Raw genomic sequence first — 18,002 nt, forward strand, 5'->3', positions numbered from 1 at the left:
TCCATCGACGTCGTTCTTGGCTCCCATCAGTGAGGTCGGTCATGGAAGAATACATTCATCTGCAGAACCTCATCCTGTTCAGGAAACGTCTCGCTGAATTCAACGATGAGTCCAAGCGGACGGTGCTCCTGAAATTGCTGACTGAGGAAGAGGCCAGGGACGCATCATTCGGACCGTCGCCTTGTCCAGTTGCGCCTCATGCAGCGGATCAGAACGTCTGATTGGCTTCTCGGTCTATCCGTCATCGAAACGATGAGCGCGAAGCTGCATTGGAATCTCGATGTATCGACGGGCTTCGATTCCCGCGATCGTGAAAGCATGGGTGGAGGTACGCGGCATCAGCTTGCGCTTTGGAACTTTCGTCTCGCCGACGCGGTTTACGTGTCGCAATCGGGAGGATGTTCATGGCACGACAATACTCGCGCAAGGCATCGGCCAAGGTCGGCCGGGCCATGAAGAAGCGCAAGGCCGGCACGCTGCGCAGCGGCGGTTCCGGTCGCAAGGTCAAGAGCCGCAAGCAGGCCATCGCGATCGGCCTGTCGGAGGCGCGCCGCGAAGGCAAGAAGGTGCCCGCGAAAAAGAGCGCGAGGGCCTCGGCGAAGAAGACGGCCAAGAAGGCGAGCAAGAAGAGCACGAAGAAGACTACCAAGAAAACGACGAAGAAGAAGTCGAAGAAGAGCTGACGAGGCGATCATTCGGGCTACGATCATCGCGCACGCCATGACCCGCAGCCGTCGCAAAATTCTCCGCTGTCGTCCCGGCGAACGCCGGGACCCATAACCCCAGGGAGATGTTATTGCGCGGGATGTGGGACAAGTCTTGTCTTACAACACCCGCCGCGGAGTATGGGTCCCGGCGTTCGCCGGGACGACGGCGGTGGGTGTGGAGGCCGCTTGCGCCACGCAGGCAGCTGCTGGCTTTCACCCCGCCTTCCTCTGCCGCGCCGCCGACCGATGCGCCTTCTTCGCCGGGCGTCGATGCGTGCTCGTCCGCCGCGACGCCGCACGCGCGGTCTTTTTTCGGCTCTTGCCGTTCAGGCTCTGCTTCAGCGCATCCATCAGGCTGACGACGTTGTCGGGCCGCTCCGCCGGCTCCGGCAGCTTGATCGGCTTGCCCGAGGCCTTGCGCTTCACCAGCGCCTTCAGCGCGGTCTCGTACTGGTCCTTGAACTCCGAGGGGTCGAAATGGGCTGCCTTGGTCTGCAAGATGTGGCCGGCCAGCTCGACCATGTCCTTGCTGATCTTCGGCGCCCTGATGTCGTCGAAGAACTCGGCTTCGTCGCGCAGCTCATAGGGAAAGCGCAGCGTGGTGCCGAGCATGCCCTTGCCCATCGGCTCGATGGCGATGACGTGCTCGCGGTTGGTCAGCACGATCCGCGCCAGCGCCACGCGCTCCTGGTCCTTCATGGCGTCGCGGATGACCGCGAAGGCGTCGAGCGCCGCCTTGCCGTCGGGGGCGATGTAATAGGGGTGGTTGAGATAGCGCTGGTCGATCTCGTCGCGCGGCACGAAGCTGTCGATGTCGATCGTGTGGTTGCTCTCGATCTGGACCGCCTCCAGCTCCTCCGGCTCGATCTCGACATACTGTCCCTTGGCGAGTTCATAGCCGCGGCCCTTCTGGTCGCCCTCGACGATGTCGCCGGTCTCGGCGTCCACCATCTGCTGCTTGAGCCGGTTGCCGGTCTCGCGGTTGATCAGATGGAAGCGCGTCTTCTCGACCGACGTCGACGCCGGATAGAGCACGACGGGGCAGCTGACGAGCGAGAGTTTGAGCGAGCCTTTCCAGTAGGCGCGGGGGGCCATCGTGGTCTCCTTGGACAATCCGGACGAGGCTGCAACGGGCAAGCATCGGTGTGGGTTCCATGGGCCCGGCGAAGGTCGCTTCGGGAAAAAATAATTCGCTTGACGACTTCGTAAAATCAGCATTATGGTCCGACCCGTTCCGTTGCGTCGGAGGGGACGTATCGCGGTCGTCACGGACGTCGGCAGCGGAATGCGATGGGTGTGCCGGGTTGCAGCGTGATTCAGTCGCGCCGACGAACAATCCGGCATGCACGGTCAAGTCGCGCGGTCCTGATACCCCGATGCTGGTATCCAGCGCAATGCGCGCAGGCGCATTGTCGCGACACGGTGGCCAACAAGCCCGGCGCACCGGGGAGAACGCGAAGCAGCCGTTAAAGCCGTCGCGCAGGGAGGGCCGGGATGTCTCGGCTGCACCTGTGGTACCTGCCGCCTGCATTTCTTTCTGCAGGCGGGCCATGGGGGCGGCGAGCTCCCGGCCTTCCCTGCGCCCTCTCGACTGGCAGAGGGCGGACGCCAGCACAGCCTGGGCCCTCCATGAGCCGCGGGAACGCGGAACTTTGCCCGAAGTTATCCTGCCGATGCGGCCGGTTCCACGAGTTCGCCGGCTTTGCTACGCTACCACTCAACGCGAGGGATCACCGTGGCGCTCGGGAAGCTTTCCACCTATCGCAAGAAGCGCGATTTCGACAAGACGGCGGAGCCGTCCGGCGACGCCAAGGTCGCGCGTACGGCGCGGCCGCGCTTCGTCATCCAGAAGCATGACGCAACGCGCCTGCACTACGACCTGCGGCTCGAATTCGACGGCGTCTTCAAGTCGTGGGCCGTCACCAAGGGGCCGTCGCTCGATCCGCACGACAAGCGGCTGGCGGTCGAGGTCGAGGATCATCCGCTCGACTACGGCGATTTCGAAGGTACGATCCCGGAAGGCGAGTATGGCGGCGGCACCGTCATGCTGTGGGACCGCGGCTATTGGGACAGCGAGGACCCGGAGCGCGGGTTCAAGAAGGGCGATCTCAAATTCACTCTCGAGGGCGAAAAGCTGCATGGCAGCTGGGTGCTGGTGCGGATGCGCCACGATCGCACCGGCGGCAAGCGGACCAATTGGCTGCTGATCAAGCATCGCGACGAGTTTGCCCGGGAAGGCGAGGCCAACGATATCCTGGATGCCGACAAGTCGGTCGCCTCGGGCCGCACGATGGAGCAGATCGCGGCCGGCAAGGGCAAGGCGCCGAAGCCGTTCATGCTCGCCAAGACGCAGCGCATGAACGCGGATGCGGTGTGGCACTCCAACCGCAGTGACAGCGAAACCAAGCCGACTACGAAGGCCTCATCACCGAAAGCGAGGGCCGAGAAGGGAAACGGCACCAAGGCCCGCGTTGCGCCGAAGACGGTATCGTCGCTGCCCGACTTCGTGCCGCCCGAGCTTTGCACGTCGGTCGCGCAACCGCCGAGCGGCGAGGGGTGGGGGCATGAGATCAAGTTCGACGGCTACCGCGTGCAGATCAGGGTCGAGGGCGGCGAGGCAACCCTGAAGACCCGCAAGGGCCTGGACTGGACCGCCAAGTTCGGCGCGATTGCGGAGGAGGCTGCGAAGCTGCCGGACGCGATCATCGACGGCGAGATCGTCGCGCTCGACAAGGACGGCAATCCGAATTTCTCCGCCCTTCAGGCGGCGATCTCGGCGGGTGAAACCGACGAGCTGATCTTCTTCGCCTTCGACCTGATGTTCGCCGAGGAGTTCGACTTGCGCCGCCAGCCTTTGCGCGAGCGCAAGGCACGGCTGGCGAAGCTGCTGAAGGCGCATATCAAGGGCAAGACACCGCGGATCCGCTACGTCGAGCATTTCGAGAGCGACGGCGAAGCCGTGCTGGAGTCGGCGCGCAAGCTGAACCTCGAAGGCATCGTCTCGAAGAAGTTGGACTCGGCCTATCATTCGGGACGGACGGAGAGCTGGACCAAAGCCAAGACCAGGCCCGGCCACGAGGTCGTCATCGGCGGCTGGAAGACGACCAACGGCAAATTCCGATCGTTGATGGTCGGCGTCAACAAGGACGATCATCTCGCTTATGTCGGGATCGTCGGCACCGGCTTCGGCCAGGACACGGTGAAGGCGATCATGCCGGCGCTGAAGGCGGCGGCATCCGACAAGAGCCCGTTCAGCGGCAAGAACGCGCCGCGTAAGACGCGTGACGTGCATTGGCTCAAGCCCGAGCTGGTCGCCGAGATCGAGTTTGCCGGCTTCACCGGCGACGGCAATGTCAGGCAGGCCTCGTTCAAGGGACTGCGCGAGGACAAGCCAGCCCGCGAGGTCGTTGCCGAGGCGCCGGTGGTGGCGACGAAGGTTGCCAGGCCGGTGGCGCGGGCCGCCGCGAGCGTCGCGACCGTCGGCACCACGCTGCACAAGACGCCGTCACGCACGAAGGGCTCGGCGACCGTGATGGGCGTTGCAATCTCCAAGCCCGACAAGGCGCTGTGGCCGGACGCCGGCGACGGCGAGCCCGTCACCAAGCTTGATCTTGCGACCTATCTGGAAGCCGTCGGCAACTGGATGATCGGGCATCTGAGGGGGCGGCCGTGCTCGATCGTGCGTGCGCCTGATGGCATCGGTGGCGAAAAATTCTTCCAGCGGCACGGCATGCAGGGCATGTCGGACCTGCTGGAGCTGGTCAAGGTCTCGGGCGACCGCAAACCATATCTGCAGATCGACCGCGTCGAGGGATTGATCGCGGTGGCCCAGGTCGCCGCCGTCGAGCTGCATCCATGGAATTGCGCGCCGGACGCCTATGACGTCCCGGGTCGGCTGGTGTTCGATCTCGATCCGGCGCCGAACGTCGCGTTCGAGGAGGTGATCGCGGCCGCCAAGGAGATGCGCCAGCGCTTGAAGAGCCTCGGGCTCGAGAGCTTCTGCAAGACCACGGGCGGCAAGGGTCTGCATGTGGTGACGCCGTTGCTGCACGGCGCGCGCGACAAGGTGAGCTGGCCCGAAGCGAAGGCGTTTGCACAGGGCGTGTGCCAATGGATGGCGAACGACCGCCCGGAGCAGTACCTGCTCAACATGTCGAAGAAGCTGCGCAAGGGGAAGATCTTCCTCGACTATCTGCGCAACGACCGGATGTCGACGGCGGTCGCCGTGCTGTCGCCGCGCGCTCGCGAAGGCGCCACCGTGTCGATGCCGCTGACCTGGGCGCAGGTGAAGAACGGGCTCGAACCCAAGCGCTACACGGTCCGAACCGCGCCGGCGCTGTTGCCCAAGACCAAGGCGTGGGAGGGCTATGACGACGCGGCCGGAGCGATCAAGCCGGCGATGAGGAAGCTCGCGAACGAAGTGTAAGGGATACGATGCGGGGGCGCAATCAAGGCCAGGCCGACGTGGCGCGGCCACGTCGGCCCGAGCTGATCAGTTGGATGGCTATGAGATCGATCGGATCAGATGCGTCCGAGCAGGACGAGAATCAGCACGATGACGATGATCAGGCCGAGGCCGCCGCCGCCGTAGTAGCCGGTGCCGTAGAACGGACCGCCGCCGATGCCGGAAAAGCCGCCGAGCAGGGCGATGATGAGAATGATGAGGATGATAGTTCCGATGGACATGTGCTTCCCTCCAGTGCCCGGCAGCGGGGCGACAACGTGCTCTGCCTTCGCCGAGGAAACTGGTTGGAACTTCGAAAGTTCCGCGTGGGAACAAGTAAAATGCAGCGTGTGTCTTTGCGGTCGTAGCCACCGATGACTACGTAGAGAGGGTTGTTAGTCAGGAGATCGCGATGTCAAGACCGCTTGTCGTTTCCATTCCGCATCGCCTCGGCAAGGACGAGGCCGTGCGCCGGCTCCAGGCCGGTCTCAGCCGCGCCGCGACCAGCGTTCCGGTCCTGAAGGTCGACGAAGAGCGCTGGGAGGGCGACAAGATGATCTTTCGCGTTCGCGCGCTCGGTCAGGCGGCGTCGGGCCATGTCGACGTCGCCGACGATCACGTGCGTGTCGAGGTCGTGCTGCCCTGGCTGCTGCAGCGCTTTGCCGAGGCCGCGCAATCCGCGATCCGCAGCCGCGGCCAGCTGCTGTTGACGAAGAAGAGCTGATCAGGTCGGCGCCGCTCCTGTCCGACGTCGACCAGGCGGGTGGGCTGCCGCGTCGGTCCGCGCCGGGATCGCCGCTGCAGGAAAATGCGTGAAGATGGAGGACACCGCCAGGATGCCGTCCTGCATGTCCGCCGGTATGTAGCCGCGGGCATGAACCTCGGCGTCGAAACCATCTGCGTGGGGCCACACCCGGCCACCGTCGGTGAAGGGTGCAAAGTTGCGCACGGTGACGACGACGACGGCGTCCCGCCCGCGCCGCCGTGCGAAAGCAATGATGTGATCGGCATGACGTCCGCTCACCTCGAGCGGCTCGTAGGAGCCGTCGGTGAACACGGCGGGCATCTGGTTGCGAAGCTTCAGCAGCTCCCGCGTCCAGGCGAGCTTGATGCGGCCGTCCGGCCAATGGTCCGCGAGGTGGGCCCAGTCGGGAGTCTCGCACGCACGCAGCGCGTGCTCACGCGCTGCGAAATCGACCGGGCGGCGGTTGTCGGGATCGACCATCGAAAGGTCCCAGAACTCGGTGCCCTGATAGAAATCCGGCACGCCGGGCATCGTCGCCTTCAGCGTGAGCTGGGTCAGCGAGTTCAGCGCGCCGAGCAAAGCGAGTCGCCTGGAAAGCGTCTCCAGCGACTGCAGGAACTCGGGCGAGCGCTCGCGATCCAGGATGCGGTCGATGAAGGCGCGCAGGCCGTTCTCATAGGCCTCGTTCGGATTGAGCCAGCTGGTCTCCTCCTTGCCCTCGCGCGCGGCCTTCAGCGCATAGGCCTGCAACCGCTCGGGCAGGGTGCCATCGGTGCCGCTTGCCGGCCAGATGCCGACGAGCGTCTGGTACAGCATGTATTCGAACGCCGCCGAGGGCGCGCGCATTTTGCCATCCGTGATGACGTGCGGCGCGTTCAAGGTCTTCCAGCGTGCCATCGCGGACGTCCAATCGTTGGGCAGCTCGGTGATGGCGGCGAGCCGCGTGCGCGCATCCTCGCCGCGCTTGGTGTCGTGGGTAGCAGTGGCGGTCATGCCGTGCGGCCAATGCCTGGCGCGGTCCCGCATCAGCTTGTGGAAGTCGGCGATCGCCAGAGCATGCGCCGCTGGATCGCCACCGACCTCGTTGAGCGCGAGCAGTCGGTGGAAGCGGTAGAAGGCGGTGTCCTCCAGCGACTTCGCCATCATCGGCCCGGTGAGCTGCTGCACCTTGAGGGCGAAGCGGCGCACACGCGGGACGCTGTGGTTGGTGCTGCGGTCGCGCTTGATGAGATCCATGGTCAGCGCATCGCGCAGGAACTCGAAGATCGAGCCGTCGGAGGCGAACCATTCGGCCCGGGCGCCTGCGATGGCGTGGTCGATCAGCTTGCGGTCGGTCTCGGTCGGGCCGGCTGTGGTGAGATAGGTGCGATAGACCGGGAAGTGAAGAACATACAGCTCGAGCGCCTGGCGCAGGATGTCTTCCGAATAGTCGCGCGTCGAGTAGTGGCCGTTGGCGATGCGCGCCAGCAGGCGGGTCAGCACGGTGAATTCGCTGGTCAGCAGCGTCTCCAGCACGCGCCGCTTGGCCTCCTTGATCACAGGCGCGAGCTTCGGCGGCTTGTTGCTGATCTGGCGCCAGATCTCGTCCAAGGGCTCCAGACCTTTGCCGTCGATCAGGACCTGGGTGATGACGTTCATCCACTCGTAGCCGGTGGTGCCGTGCACGCCGGCAAAACCCGGCAGCTTCTCGTGCTCGCAGAGAATCTTCTCGATGACGACGTAGAACGGCCCGGCTGCGGGCCCCCGAGCGTCGCGGATCAGCCGCCGCAGGCGCTGGAAATATTGTGCGGGATCGCGCAGGCCGTCGATATGGTCGAGCCGCAGACCCTGCAACTGGCCATCCGCGATCAGCTTCTTGACCAGCCGGTGGATCGCTTCGAACGTGCCGGCATCCTCGACGCGCAGGCCCGCCAGCGTGTTGACGTCGAAGAAGCGGCGGTAGTTGATGTCGCTGGACGCAAGCCGCCAATGGCCGAGCTTGTAGTGCTGTCGCTCCAGCAGATGATGCAGAGCGAGCGTCTGCGCACCACGGTCGGGGCCGGCCTTATAGGCCGCGATCCCCTGGGCAATGACGTCGGCCGCGCCGGGAATGGCCTTGAGGGCCGCCTTGAACGCCGGCGCTTCCTTGCGGTTCGGATGGCGCAAGCCGCGATAGCGCGACGCCAGGTCGAGAATCGCCTTGCCGGCCTCGCTGCTCTCCTCACCGGCCTCCTTGACGATGATGCGCAATACCTCGCCGTAGCGCTCCGGCGCGATCGGCAACCGATGCTCGAAGTACCAGCAGGAGAACGAGCCTTCGTCCGGATCATAGCGCAGCTCGATGTCGCCATGTTCGAGCGCGTGGCCGTAGGAGGTGCCGATGATCGGCAGCAGCACGCCGCCGCGCGCGCGGTACGGCAACTGGTCCCAGTCGATGTCGAACGAGGCGGCGTGCGGCGAAGCCTGGCCCCATTCGAGCACGTCGAGCCACCACGGATTGTCGTCGAAATGCACGCCGACATGGTTCGGCACGAAGTCGAGGATGAGGCCGAGATCGTACTGCTTCAGCGCCGCGCTCAGTTTCGCAAAGCCGTCCTCGCCGCCGAGCTCGGGATTGAGCTTGGAATGATCGGTGATGTCGTAGCCATGCGTCGAGCCCTTCCGCGCCGTCATGAAGGGCGAAGCGTAGACGTGGCTGATGCCCAGCGCCTTCAGATATGGCAAGACGCGTGCGGCCGATTCGAAGTTGAAATCACCCGTGAGCTGCAGGCGATAGGTCGCGAGGGGAATGGCCGGAGGCATGCTATCCCCCGATGCTCCAGAACACCGACCACGGCGGCAGGCGGTCTCCAGGCGTGTCGCCCCAGATCGGGGTGCCCGGGACGCCGGTCGGCGAAGCCGCGAGCTCCTTGTCGGAGACGTTGGCAAGCAGATTTAGCCGGCTGCCATCGCCCATCAGCCAATGCGCGCTCAGGCGACCGTCATCGGTCACGTCCGCCTCGCCGAATTTCGCTCCCGGAAGCCGCGGCGCAACCTCCTTGTGACGCACCGCAAGGAGCGCGCGCACCAGCGCGAGACGCTCGCGCCCCGGCGACTCATTGCGGGAGTCCCAGTCGATGATTGCGGACTTGAAGGTTTCGATGTCGAGCGGATCGGGAACCTCGTCGCCATATTTGGCGTACGCCCACTCATACTCCCTGCGGCGTCCGTTGCGCACGGCATGCGCGAGGTCGCCCTGGAAGTCGCAGAAGAACGGGAACGGCTGCTTCGAGCCCCATTCCTCGCCCATGTACAGCATCGGGACGGTGGGCGCGAGCAGCGTCACCGCGAGTGCCGCCGCGATCCCTTCCGGCGACGCCAGCGCCTCCAGGCGGTCGCCGAACACGCGGTTGCCGATCTGGTCGTGGTTCTGCAGGAAGTTGACGAACGCGCCGGGGGCCAGATGACCGCTCGGCTCGCCCCGCGGATCGCCGCCCCAGAATGCCGCGGGTTCGCCTTGGTAGACGAAGCCGGAGGCGAGCGCGCGAGCGAGATCGCGGCGCGGCGCCTGCTGGTAGTCACCGTAATAGCCGCCGCTCTCGCCGGTCAGGATCACGTGCCAGGTGTGATGATAGTCGTCGTTCCACTGCGCGCGGAATTTGCCGCGCGGCGGCTCCTCTGCGGAATCCAGCATGCTGGCGCGGTTGTCGCCGTTTTCGAGCACGAGATGGATGTGCCGCCCGGTTGCTTCGACCAGCTTGCCCACGGCGGCGCTGAGATCGTGCAGCATCGGGATCTCACCCTCGTTGGACAGGATGTGATTCACGGCGTCGAAGCGCAGGCCGTCGAAGCGATAGTCCGTCAGCCAATGCAACGCGTTTTGAATCGCGAAGGCGCGCACTTCGGAGCGCCGGTAGTCGATCGCGCTGCCCCACGGCGTATGCGCGTCGGTGAAGAAGGTCGGCGCATAGCGGCCGATGTAGTTTCCCTCCGGGCCGAAGTGATTGTAGACGACGTCGAGAAACACCATGATGCCACGCAGATGCGCCTCGTCGATCAGCGCGCGCAGATCATCGGGACGCCCATAGACGCTGTCCGGGGCGTAGAGCAGCACGCCGTCATAGCCCCAGTTGCGGGAGCCGGCGAAGTCCGCCAGCGGCATCAGTTCGAGCGCGGTGATGCCGGTTTCGACGAGATGATCGAGCTTGTCGATCATTGCGCGGTAGGTGCCTTCCGTCGTGAAGGTGCCGACATGGCTTTCGAGGAACACGGCATCCTGCCATGGACGACCGCGCCAGTTCTCGGAGCGCCAAGTGTAGGCACGGTGGTCGATGATTTCGCTCGGGCCGGAGACATCCTCCGGCTGGAAATCCGAGCCGGGATCTGGAACGTCGAGCTCATCGTCAATACGGAACTTATACCGCGTGCCGGCGCCGACGCCGGCGACGTCGAGCGAATACCAACCGCCATCCCCGCGTTGCATCTCATGCTTGACGTCGAGGATCAGATCGACGCGCCTGGCGGCGGGCGCCCACAGCCGGAACGTCGTGCCGTCCTGCGTGAGCCGAGGTCCGAATTGACGGCCGTTCATGACTGGCCCGCATACGCCAGCACGGAGCGGGACGGGGCCTTGAGATCCGCACCGGACGCGAAATCGATCGGCGTCTGCTGGGCTTCGGTGGTGTTCAGGACCTGTTGCCACGTCTTGTACTCGGCAAGCTTGGGCAATTTGAATCCGATCTCTTCGGGGGCCGCGTTCAGAACGATAAAGATCGGAGCCTGTTCCTGTTCCACCGGAGCGAGCACATAGGCGAGAAATCGTCCGTCGGGAAAGGTCCAGTCGGTTTGCGTCATCTCCTCCGCCGAAGGCGTCAGCCACAGCACGCCGAAGCTGCCGTCCGGGCGGCGGCCATCGAGCCAGCGGCGCGCGCGAATCTGGCCGAAGCGGCGGCGCAGCTCGGTCATGTGCGCGATGAAGTCGATGAGATCATCGCCCTCGCGGCCCATGCCGCTCCAGTCCACCCAGCCGACCTCGTTGTCCTGGCAATAGGCGTTGTTGTTGCCATGCTGCGAGTTGCCGACCTCGTCGCCTGCGAGCAGCAGCGGCAGGCCCTGCGCGAGGAACAGACAGGCGAGCTGGTTCTTGCGCGACTGCCGCCGCAGCGCCGTGATCGTCACGTCGTCGGTCGGCCCCTCATGACCGAAATTGTTGCTGTGGTTGTCGTTGGAGCCGTCGCGATTGTCCTCGCCGTTCGCCTCATTGTGCTTGCTGTTGTAGCTGAAGAGATCGGCCAGCGTGAACCCGTCATGGACGGTGACGTGATTGACGCTGGCGCGCTGGGTGCGGCCGTCATGGTTGAAGATGTCGGACGAGCCGGTCATGCGGCTCGACACCTCGCCGATCAGGCTGCCTTCGCCGCTCCAGTAGCGACGCATGGCGCTACGATAGCGGTCGTTCCATTCGGACCATTGCGAGGGGAATGCGCCGACCTGATAGCCGCCGAGACCGACGTCCCAGGGCTCTGCGACCAGCTTGACGCTCGCCAGCACCGGGTCCTGGCGGATCGCGGTGAGAAAGCCGCTGCGCCGGTCGAAGCCGTGCTTCTCGCGCGCCAGGGTGGTGGCAAGGTCGAAGCGGAAGCCGTCGACGTGGCAGACCTCGACCCAGTAGCGCAGCGAGTCCATCACCATCTGGAGCACACGCGGATGCGTCAGGTTAACGGACGAGCCGCAGCCGGTGAAATCGTCGTAGAAGCGCGGATTGTCGGGCTTCAGCCAGTAGTAGGACGCGTTGTCGATGCCGCGATAGCACAGGGTGGGTCCGAGATGGTTGCCCTCGGCGGTATGGTTGTAGACGACGTCGAGCATGACCTCGATGCCGGCATCGTGCAGCCTTGCCACCGTCGTCCGGAAGGCATCGAGCGGATTGTCCTGCGCGTAGCGAAGCTCCGGCGCGAAGAACGAGATCGTGTTGTAGCCCCAGTAGTTGACCAGCTTCTTCTCGACCAGCATGCGGTCGTCGATGAAGGCGTGGATGGGAAGCAGCTCGATCGTCGTGACGCCGAGCCGCTTCAGATGCTTGATCATCGCCGGCGACGACAGCCCGCCATAGGTGCCGCGCAGATTGGGTGGGACGTCGTCGCGCTTGTTGGTCAGGCCCTTGACATGGGCCTCGTAGATGATCGTGTCCTCCCACGGGATCTGCGGCCGCATTTCGCGCCGGCCCCAGTTGAAGGTCTCGTCGATGACGACAGCCTTGGGCATGCCGCGGGCGTTGTCGCGCCGGTCGAACGAGAGATCCTCGCGCGGCGAGCCGGCGCGGTAGGCGAAATGCGCGTCGCTCCAGACCAGCCGGCCGGCGAGCCGCTTGGCATAGGGGTCGAGCAGCAGCTTGTTGGCATTGAAGCGGTGGCCCTGCTCCGGCTCGTAAGGACCGTAGACACGGTAGCCATAGAGCTGCCCCGGCGAGACATCGTTGAGATAGCCGTGCCAGACATCCTCCGTCCGCTCCGGCAGTTCGATGCGCTCGATCTCGCGCCGGCCCTGGCTGTCGAACAGGCAGAGCTCGACCTTCTCGGCATTGGCGGAGAACAGGGCAAAATTGGTCCCCCGCCCGTCCCAGGTTGCTCCGAGACGGGCGTGGCTTCCAGCGGCCAGGCGCATTGCGTCAGGCTTCCGGGAGGAGAAATACCGCTGCCATGGGCGGGAGGATGAGGTTGAGCTGGTGTTCTTCAGAGGCATGGACCTGGCCGACGTTGCCGACATTGCTGCCGCCATAATGCAGGGAGTCGGAATTGAAAGCTTCCCTCCATCTGCCGCCGAACGGCACGCGGACCCGGTAATTGTAATACACGTTGGGCGAAAAGTTCACGACGACGACGCAGCGCGCGTGCTCATCGAAGCCCTTGCGCACCCAGGCGAAGACGTTTCGGTCGGAGTCGTCGGTCGTCAACCACTCGAAGCCGTCCGGCTCGCAGTCCCGCTCATGCAGCGCCGGCACGTTGCGGTAGAGGTGGTTGAGGTCGCGGATCAGGGCCTGGATGCCGGCATATTTGGCGTCGCCGAGCAGATGCCAGTCGAGCGAGGCATCGTGATTCCACTCGCGCTCCTGGGCGAGCTCGCAGCCCATGAACAGGAGCTTCTTGCCGGGATGCCCGAACATGAAGCTGTAATACGCACGCAGGTTGGCAAAACGCTGCCAGTCGTCGCCCGGCATCCGGCCAAGGATGGAGCGCTTGCCGTGCACGACCTCGTCATGCGACAGCGGCAGGATGAAGTTTTCCGAAAAGGCGTAGTGCAGGCCGAACAGGATCTCGCCGTGGTGATATTTGCGGTGGATCGGGTCCTTGCTGATGTAGCGCAAGGTGTCGTGCATCCAGCCCATGTTCCACTTGTAGCCGAAACCGAGCCCGCCCATGTCGACCGGGCGAGACACCTGCGGCCACGCCGTGGATTCCTCGGCAGCCGTGGTCGCCTGCGGGAAATGGCCGAACACGTCGATATTGGTCCGGCGCAGAAACTCGATGGCCTCGAGGTTCTCGCGCCCGCCATATTTGTTCGGAATCCAGCCGCCGGACGGACGGCTGTAGTCGAGATAGAGCATCGAGGCGACGGCATCGACGCGCAGACCGTCGATGCCGTAGCGCTCCAGCCAGAACAGCGCGTTCGAGCGCAGGAAATTGGCGACTTCGGTGCGGCCGTAATTGTAGATCAGCGTGCCCCAGTCGAGATGCCGGCCCTGCATCGGGTTGGCGTGCTCGTACAGCGCGGTGCCGTCGAAATGGCCGAGGCCGTGCGGATCATCCGGGAAATGGCCTGGCACCCAGTCGAGCCACACCGCGAGGCCCTCGCGGTGGCACGCATCAACCAGCGCACAGAAGTCCTCAGGACTGCCGAAGCGGCTGGTCGGCGCGAACAGGCCGGTCGGCTGATAGCCCCAGGAGCCGTCGAACGGGTGCTCGCTGACCGGCAGGAATTCGATGTGCGTGAAGCCCATGTCGCGTGCATAGGCCGGCAGTTGCTCGGCGAGTTCGCGATAGGTCAGCCACTGGTTATTGTCCTTGCGCCGCCAGGAGCCGAGATGCACCTCATAGATCGAGACCGGCCTGTTCAGCTTGTTGATGTCATGCGGCGCCGGCCGAGGTCGCGGCAGGCTGGACTCGTCGACCACGATCGATGCGGTCTTGGGACGCATCTCGGCCGCGAAGGCCATCGGATCCGATTTCAGCGGCAGGTGCTCGCCCTGCGGACCGATGATGTCGAACTTGTAGTGGTCGCCGGCCCTGGCGCGGGGAATGAACAGCTCCCAATAGCCGTTGCCGCGGACGCGCATCGGGTGGCGCCGCGCATTCCAGAAGTTGAAATCGCCGACCACGCTGACGCGACGTGCATTGGGCGCGAGTACGACGAATCCGACGCCATCGACGCCGTCGAGCACCATCGGATGCGCGCCGAGCTTGTCGTAAAGCCGCTCATGGTTGCCTTCGCCGAGCAGATGCAGGTCGAAATCGCTCAGGATCGGCAGGAAACGATAGGGATCCTCGAGGTCGGTGACGTGGTCGCCGAATGTCGCCCGAAGCCGATAGCGCTGCAGCGACGGCATGGTCCCGGTGAACAGGCCGGCATCATGGATGCGCGTCAGCGCGGCGACGTCGCCGTGCTCGCCGACCACCTCGACGCGGGAGGCCTCGGGCAGGAACGCGCGCACGACGGCCCGCCCGTCGACATTGTGCTGACCGAGATAGCGAAACGGGTCGGCATGCCGACCTTCGATGATCGCAAACGCCTCGGGAGAAAGATGGGTCATGAGGTCTCGCTGGCTGATGCTGGCTCGGACAGGACGCGAAGCAGGTTGCTCAATGCGATGCGCAACCAGTCCGGCCGGTGAGCCAGATCATATTCGAGCGCTCCGAGGGCTTTTTCCAGCATGAAAAAGTTAAGGAGCGCCTCCGCCGTATGCGGATCGTCCGGCCAGAGGCGCTGACTAGCCTTGATTTCGCGATAGCCAGCCAAGAAGGCGGTCGCGGCCTGGTCGCGCCATTCCGACAGCGCGGCGGCGATACGGCCGTGATCGTCCTGGCTCGCCCTCAGGGCGCGCTCCTGGGCGACGCGGACCGAGCAATCGATCGAGCGCAGGAAGCCTGCGATGTCGCGCGCCGGCGGCGCCTTGCGCCGACGCTCGGCAAGCGGCTGCTCCTCGTCACCGTCGAAGTCGATGATGAAAATATCGTCCTTGACGATGAGGATCTGGCCGAGATGGAAATCGCCATGCAGCCGGATGTCGCAGCCGCCGATATGGTGCGGGATCAGGCTGCTGAGGCGCTCCGACAGCTCGCCGCGCCTGGCGAGCACCTGGTCGACCAGCCCTCGTTCCGGATCCTTGAGGTGATCGCGGCGCTCGCCCAGGCCCGTGAGGATCCGGTCAGCCTGGCCGCGCAGCCGGTCGATCCAGTGATCGAGATGATCTGCGTTCGTGGGCTCGGGCGCGAAATCGACGATGTCGCTGCGCGAGGCGAGCGCCGCATGCAACTCGCCGACGCGACGGCCTGCCTGCGCCATGTAGCGCAGATAGGGCGACAGCTCCTCGCTCTGCCGCTCGTCGCCGCTCGCGGCGAACACGCGCTGGTCGTCGACGTAGCGATCGAGATAGGCGGCGCTGACGGTCCAGCCGTCGCCCTGGTTCTCGACGAAGCCGTGGACGCAGCCGACGGTCTGCCGCTCGCCCTCCTGGATCACCTCGACACTGCCGAGCAGCGGCGGGACATTGGCGAAGCCTACGGTTTCCGTGAGGAAACCGCCGATCTCGATCTCCGGGTGCGGACCAGCCTCCAGCTCGCGGCGGAGCTTGATGAAGAACTCGTTGTTGACCACCGCCTTGCTGCTGCAGCGGTCGGTCTCGACCACGCGCACCTGCTCCGATTCGCGGATCTGCTTGTCGGGAAACCGCGACGTCGGCCGGAATTCGAGGCGCACCCCGTTTTCCTCGACCGTCAACGCTTGCTTCAGATTGTGCAGGAGCAGCGCAAGAAAGATCGGGCTCGTCGCTGCATCGAGCAGCGTTCCCTCGCGGGCGCCCTGGCGCACGGCGGCGAAGGCCTGCGGATTGTAGCGATCGCGATCGAAACGCACCCACTCGATCTGCATCGGCAGCAGATAGCGCCGCTTCTCGTCGCGCTCGGCGGCCTTGAAGAAGATCAGCCAGGGCCGGTTGTCGCCGATGTCGCAGAACGGGATCGCCGAGGTCAGCGTCGGATGGATCGCGTCCGCCGAGCGCTCGGGGTACCATCGTGCGCGCGCCAGATGACCGGGCAGAACGTCGCGTTCGAACACGCTGCGAGTGCGAGCCAGCGATACCCAGGTCGAGCCGAGCGGCACGACCAGCGTCTCGAACTCCGGTACCGCGCGCTGGATGATGGGCTCCGACTTCTCGCGCTCCTTGAGCTGGAACCAGTAGAATCCGTAGGGCGCGAGCGTGATCATGTAAGGCAGTTCGCCGATGGCGGGAAAGCGCGAGCGGCCGAGCATTTCGATCGGGACGCGATCCTTGAATGGCGAGAGATCGAGCTCGGTCGCCTGCGCCGAGCGCGACAGGTTGGCGACGCAGAGGATGACCTCGTCCTTGTATTGGCGGACATAGGCCAGAACCGACCGGTTGGCCGGGCGGATGAAGGTCATGGTGCCCCTGCCGAAGGCCAGCGTCGACTTGCGCACCGAGATCAGCTTCTTGGTGGCGTTCAAAAGCGACGACAGGCTGCGCGACTGCGCCTCGACATTGACCGCCTCGTAGCCGTACACCGGGTCCATGATCATCGGCGCGTAGAGCCGCGCCGGGTCGGCGCGCGAGAAGCCCCCATTGCGGTCGGGCGTCCATTGCATCGGCGTTCGTACGCCGTTGCGGTCGCCGAGATAGATGTTGTCACCCATCCCGATCTCGTCGCCGTAATAGATGATCGGCGTGCCGGGGAATGACATCAGCAGCGAGTTCATCAGCTCGATCTTGCGCCGGTCATTGTCCATCAGCGGCGCGAGGCGGCGGCGGATGCCGACATTGATGCGCGCACGCGGATCGTTGGCGTAGGTCGACCACAGATAGTCGCGCTCGACGTCGGTGACCATCTCCAGGGTCAGCTCGTCATGATTGCGCAGGAACAGCGCCCATTGGCAGGTCGCGGGAATGTCGGGCGTCTGGCGCAGGATGTCGGTGATCGGGAAGCGGTCCTCCTGGGCGATCGCCATGTAGATGCGCGGCATCAGCGGGAAGTGATAGGCCATATGGCATTCGTCGCCCTGGCCGAAATATTCCTGAACGTCCTCCGGCCACTGATTGGCTTCCGCCAGCAGCAGCTTGTCCTTGGCGTAATTGTCGAGCTCGACACGCAGGCGCTTGATGATCGCATGCGTCTCGGGGAGGTTTTCGTTGTTGGTGCCGTCGCGCTCGCAGAGGTAGGGGATGGCGTCAAGCCGGAAGCCGTCGACGCCGGCATCGAGCCAGCGTTTCATCACCTGGATGATCGCGTTGACCACGCGCGGATTGTCGAAGTTGAGGTCCGGCTGGTGCGAGAAGAAGCGGTGCCAGTAGAACTGGCCGGCCTCCGGATCCCAGGTCCAGTTGGACTTCTCGGTATCGGTGAAGATGATTCGGGTGCCGAGATATTTCTGGTCGGTGTCGCTCCAGACGTACCAGTTGCGGGCGCTGGAGCCGGGCGGGCTGCGCCGGGCGCGCTTGAACCAGTGATGCTGGTCGGAGGTGTGATTGACCACGAGCTCGGTGATCACCCGCAGGCCGCGCCGCTTGGCCTCTTGGATGAAGCGCTTGAACTCCTTCATCGTCCCGAAATCGGGATTGATGCTGCCGTAATCGGCGATGTCGTAGCCGTCGTCGCGGCCAGGCGAGGGGTAAAACGGCAGCAGCCACAGCGTGGTGACGCCGAGGTCCTGCAGATAGTCCAGCTTGTCGGTCAGGCCGGCGAAGTCGCCGACGCCGTCATTGTTGCTGTCGGCGAACGCCTTGACGTGCAGCTGATAGATGATCGCGTCCTTGTACCAGAGACCGTCGCCGTCGGGCTCGGTCTGCAGGCTGGGCGAATCCAGGGATGACATCAGGTTCATGAGGCCCTCACCTAGGAGAGAGGATGATGATGCGGCTGCG

General features: G+C 64.7%; 11 protein-coding genes. 4 read left to right on the forward strand and 7 right to left on the reverse strand.

Annotated elements, in window-relative coordinates; all coding sequences use genetic code 11:
• The first annotated feature begins 41 nt into the window (after positions 1–41).
• Complete coding sequence (locus QX094_RS19735; protein ID WP_315717991.1) at positions 42–221, forward strand: hypothetical protein; 180 nt, start codon at positions 42–44, stop codon at positions 219–221.
• Positions 222–404: 183 nt separating this feature from the next.
• Positions 405–683, forward strand: coding sequence for a DUF6496 domain-containing protein (locus QX094_RS19740; protein ID WP_315750196.1), 279 nt, complete (start codon positions 405–407; stop codon positions 681–683).
• Between the two features lie 237 nt (positions 684–920).
• Here QX094_RS19740 and QX094_RS19745 read toward each other — a convergent pair whose 3' ends face one another.
• Entirely contained in the window at positions 921–1,802 is an 882-nt protein-coding gene (locus QX094_RS19745) for a Ku protein (RefSeq protein WP_315750197.1), read from the reverse strand.
• Between the two features lie 640 nt (positions 1,803–2,442).
• Here QX094_RS19745 and ligD point away from each other — a divergent pair.
• Positions 2,443–5,133: a DNA ligase D gene (gene ligD / locus QX094_RS19750; protein ID WP_315828324.1), complete on the forward strand. Its 2,691-nt coding sequence runs from the start codon at positions 2,443–2,445 to the stop codon at positions 5,131–5,133.
• 95 nt (positions 5,134–5,228) lie between these two features.
• Here the strand turns inward: ligD and QX094_RS19755 are convergent, their stop codons facing one another.
• The gene (locus QX094_RS19755) at positions 5,229–5,393 is read right to left on the reverse strand and encodes a DUF3309 family protein (protein WP_006614022.1); all 165 of its coding nucleotides are present in this window, start codon (positions 5,391–5,393) and stop codon (positions 5,229–5,231) included.
• A gap of 170 nt (positions 5,394–5,563) precedes the next feature.
• Between QX094_RS19755 and QX094_RS19760 the strand changes: the two genes are divergently transcribed.
• Positions 5,564–5,875: a polyhydroxyalkanoic acid system family protein gene (locus QX094_RS19760; RefSeq protein ID WP_315717996.1), complete on the forward strand. Its 312-nt coding sequence runs from the start codon at positions 5,564–5,566 to the stop codon at positions 5,873–5,875.
• On the opposite strand, the gene treY is transcribed toward QX094_RS19760, so the two are convergent.
• Genes treY through treS form a run of 5 tightly spaced genes read right to left on the reverse strand, consistent with a single transcriptional unit; the run spans position 5,876 to position 17,962 of the window.
• The gene (gene treY, locus QX094_RS19765) at positions 5,876–8,677 is read right to left on the reverse strand and encodes a malto-oligosyltrehalose synthase (protein ID WP_315750199.1); all 2,802 of its coding nucleotides are present in this window, start codon (positions 8,675–8,677) and stop codon (positions 5,876–5,878) included. It lies immediately after the preceding gene.
• Position 8,678: 1 nt separating this feature from the next.
• Positions 8,679–10,445 carry a malto-oligosyltrehalose trehalohydrolase gene (gene treZ / locus QX094_RS19770; RefSeq protein WP_315750200.1) on the reverse strand — a complete coding sequence of 589 codons (1,767 nt, stop codon included), beginning with the start codon at positions 10,443–10,445 and terminating at the stop codon, positions 8,679–8,681.
• A complete protein-coding gene (glgX, locus tag QX094_RS19775; RefSeq protein WP_315750201.1) occupies positions 10,442–12,517 on the reverse strand; it encodes a glycogen debranching protein GlgX in 2,076 nt (691 codons plus the stop codon). Before glgX ends, treZ begins: the two co-directional genes overlap by 4 nt.
• Positions 12,518–12,521: 4 nt before the next feature.
• On the reverse strand, positions 12,522–14,660 hold the full coding sequence (gene glgB / locus QX094_RS19780) for a 1,4-alpha-glucan branching protein GlgB (protein WP_315750202.1): 2,139 nt from the start codon (positions 14,658–14,660) through the stop codon (positions 12,522–12,524).
• Positions 14,657–17,962 carry a maltose alpha-D-glucosyltransferase gene (gene treS, locus QX094_RS19785; RefSeq protein ID WP_315750203.1) on the reverse strand — a complete coding sequence of 1,102 codons (3,306 nt, stop codon included), beginning with the start codon at positions 17,960–17,962 and terminating at the stop codon, positions 14,657–14,659. The genes glgB and treS overlap by 4 nt, the downstream gene beginning before the upstream one ends.
• Between the last annotated feature and the right edge of the window lie 40 nt (positions 17,963–18,002).

The organism is Bradyrhizobium sp. SZCCHNS1050, assembly GCF_032484785.1.
Classification (GTDB): domain Bacteria; phylum Pseudomonadota; class Alphaproteobacteria; order Rhizobiales; family Xanthobacteraceae; genus Bradyrhizobium.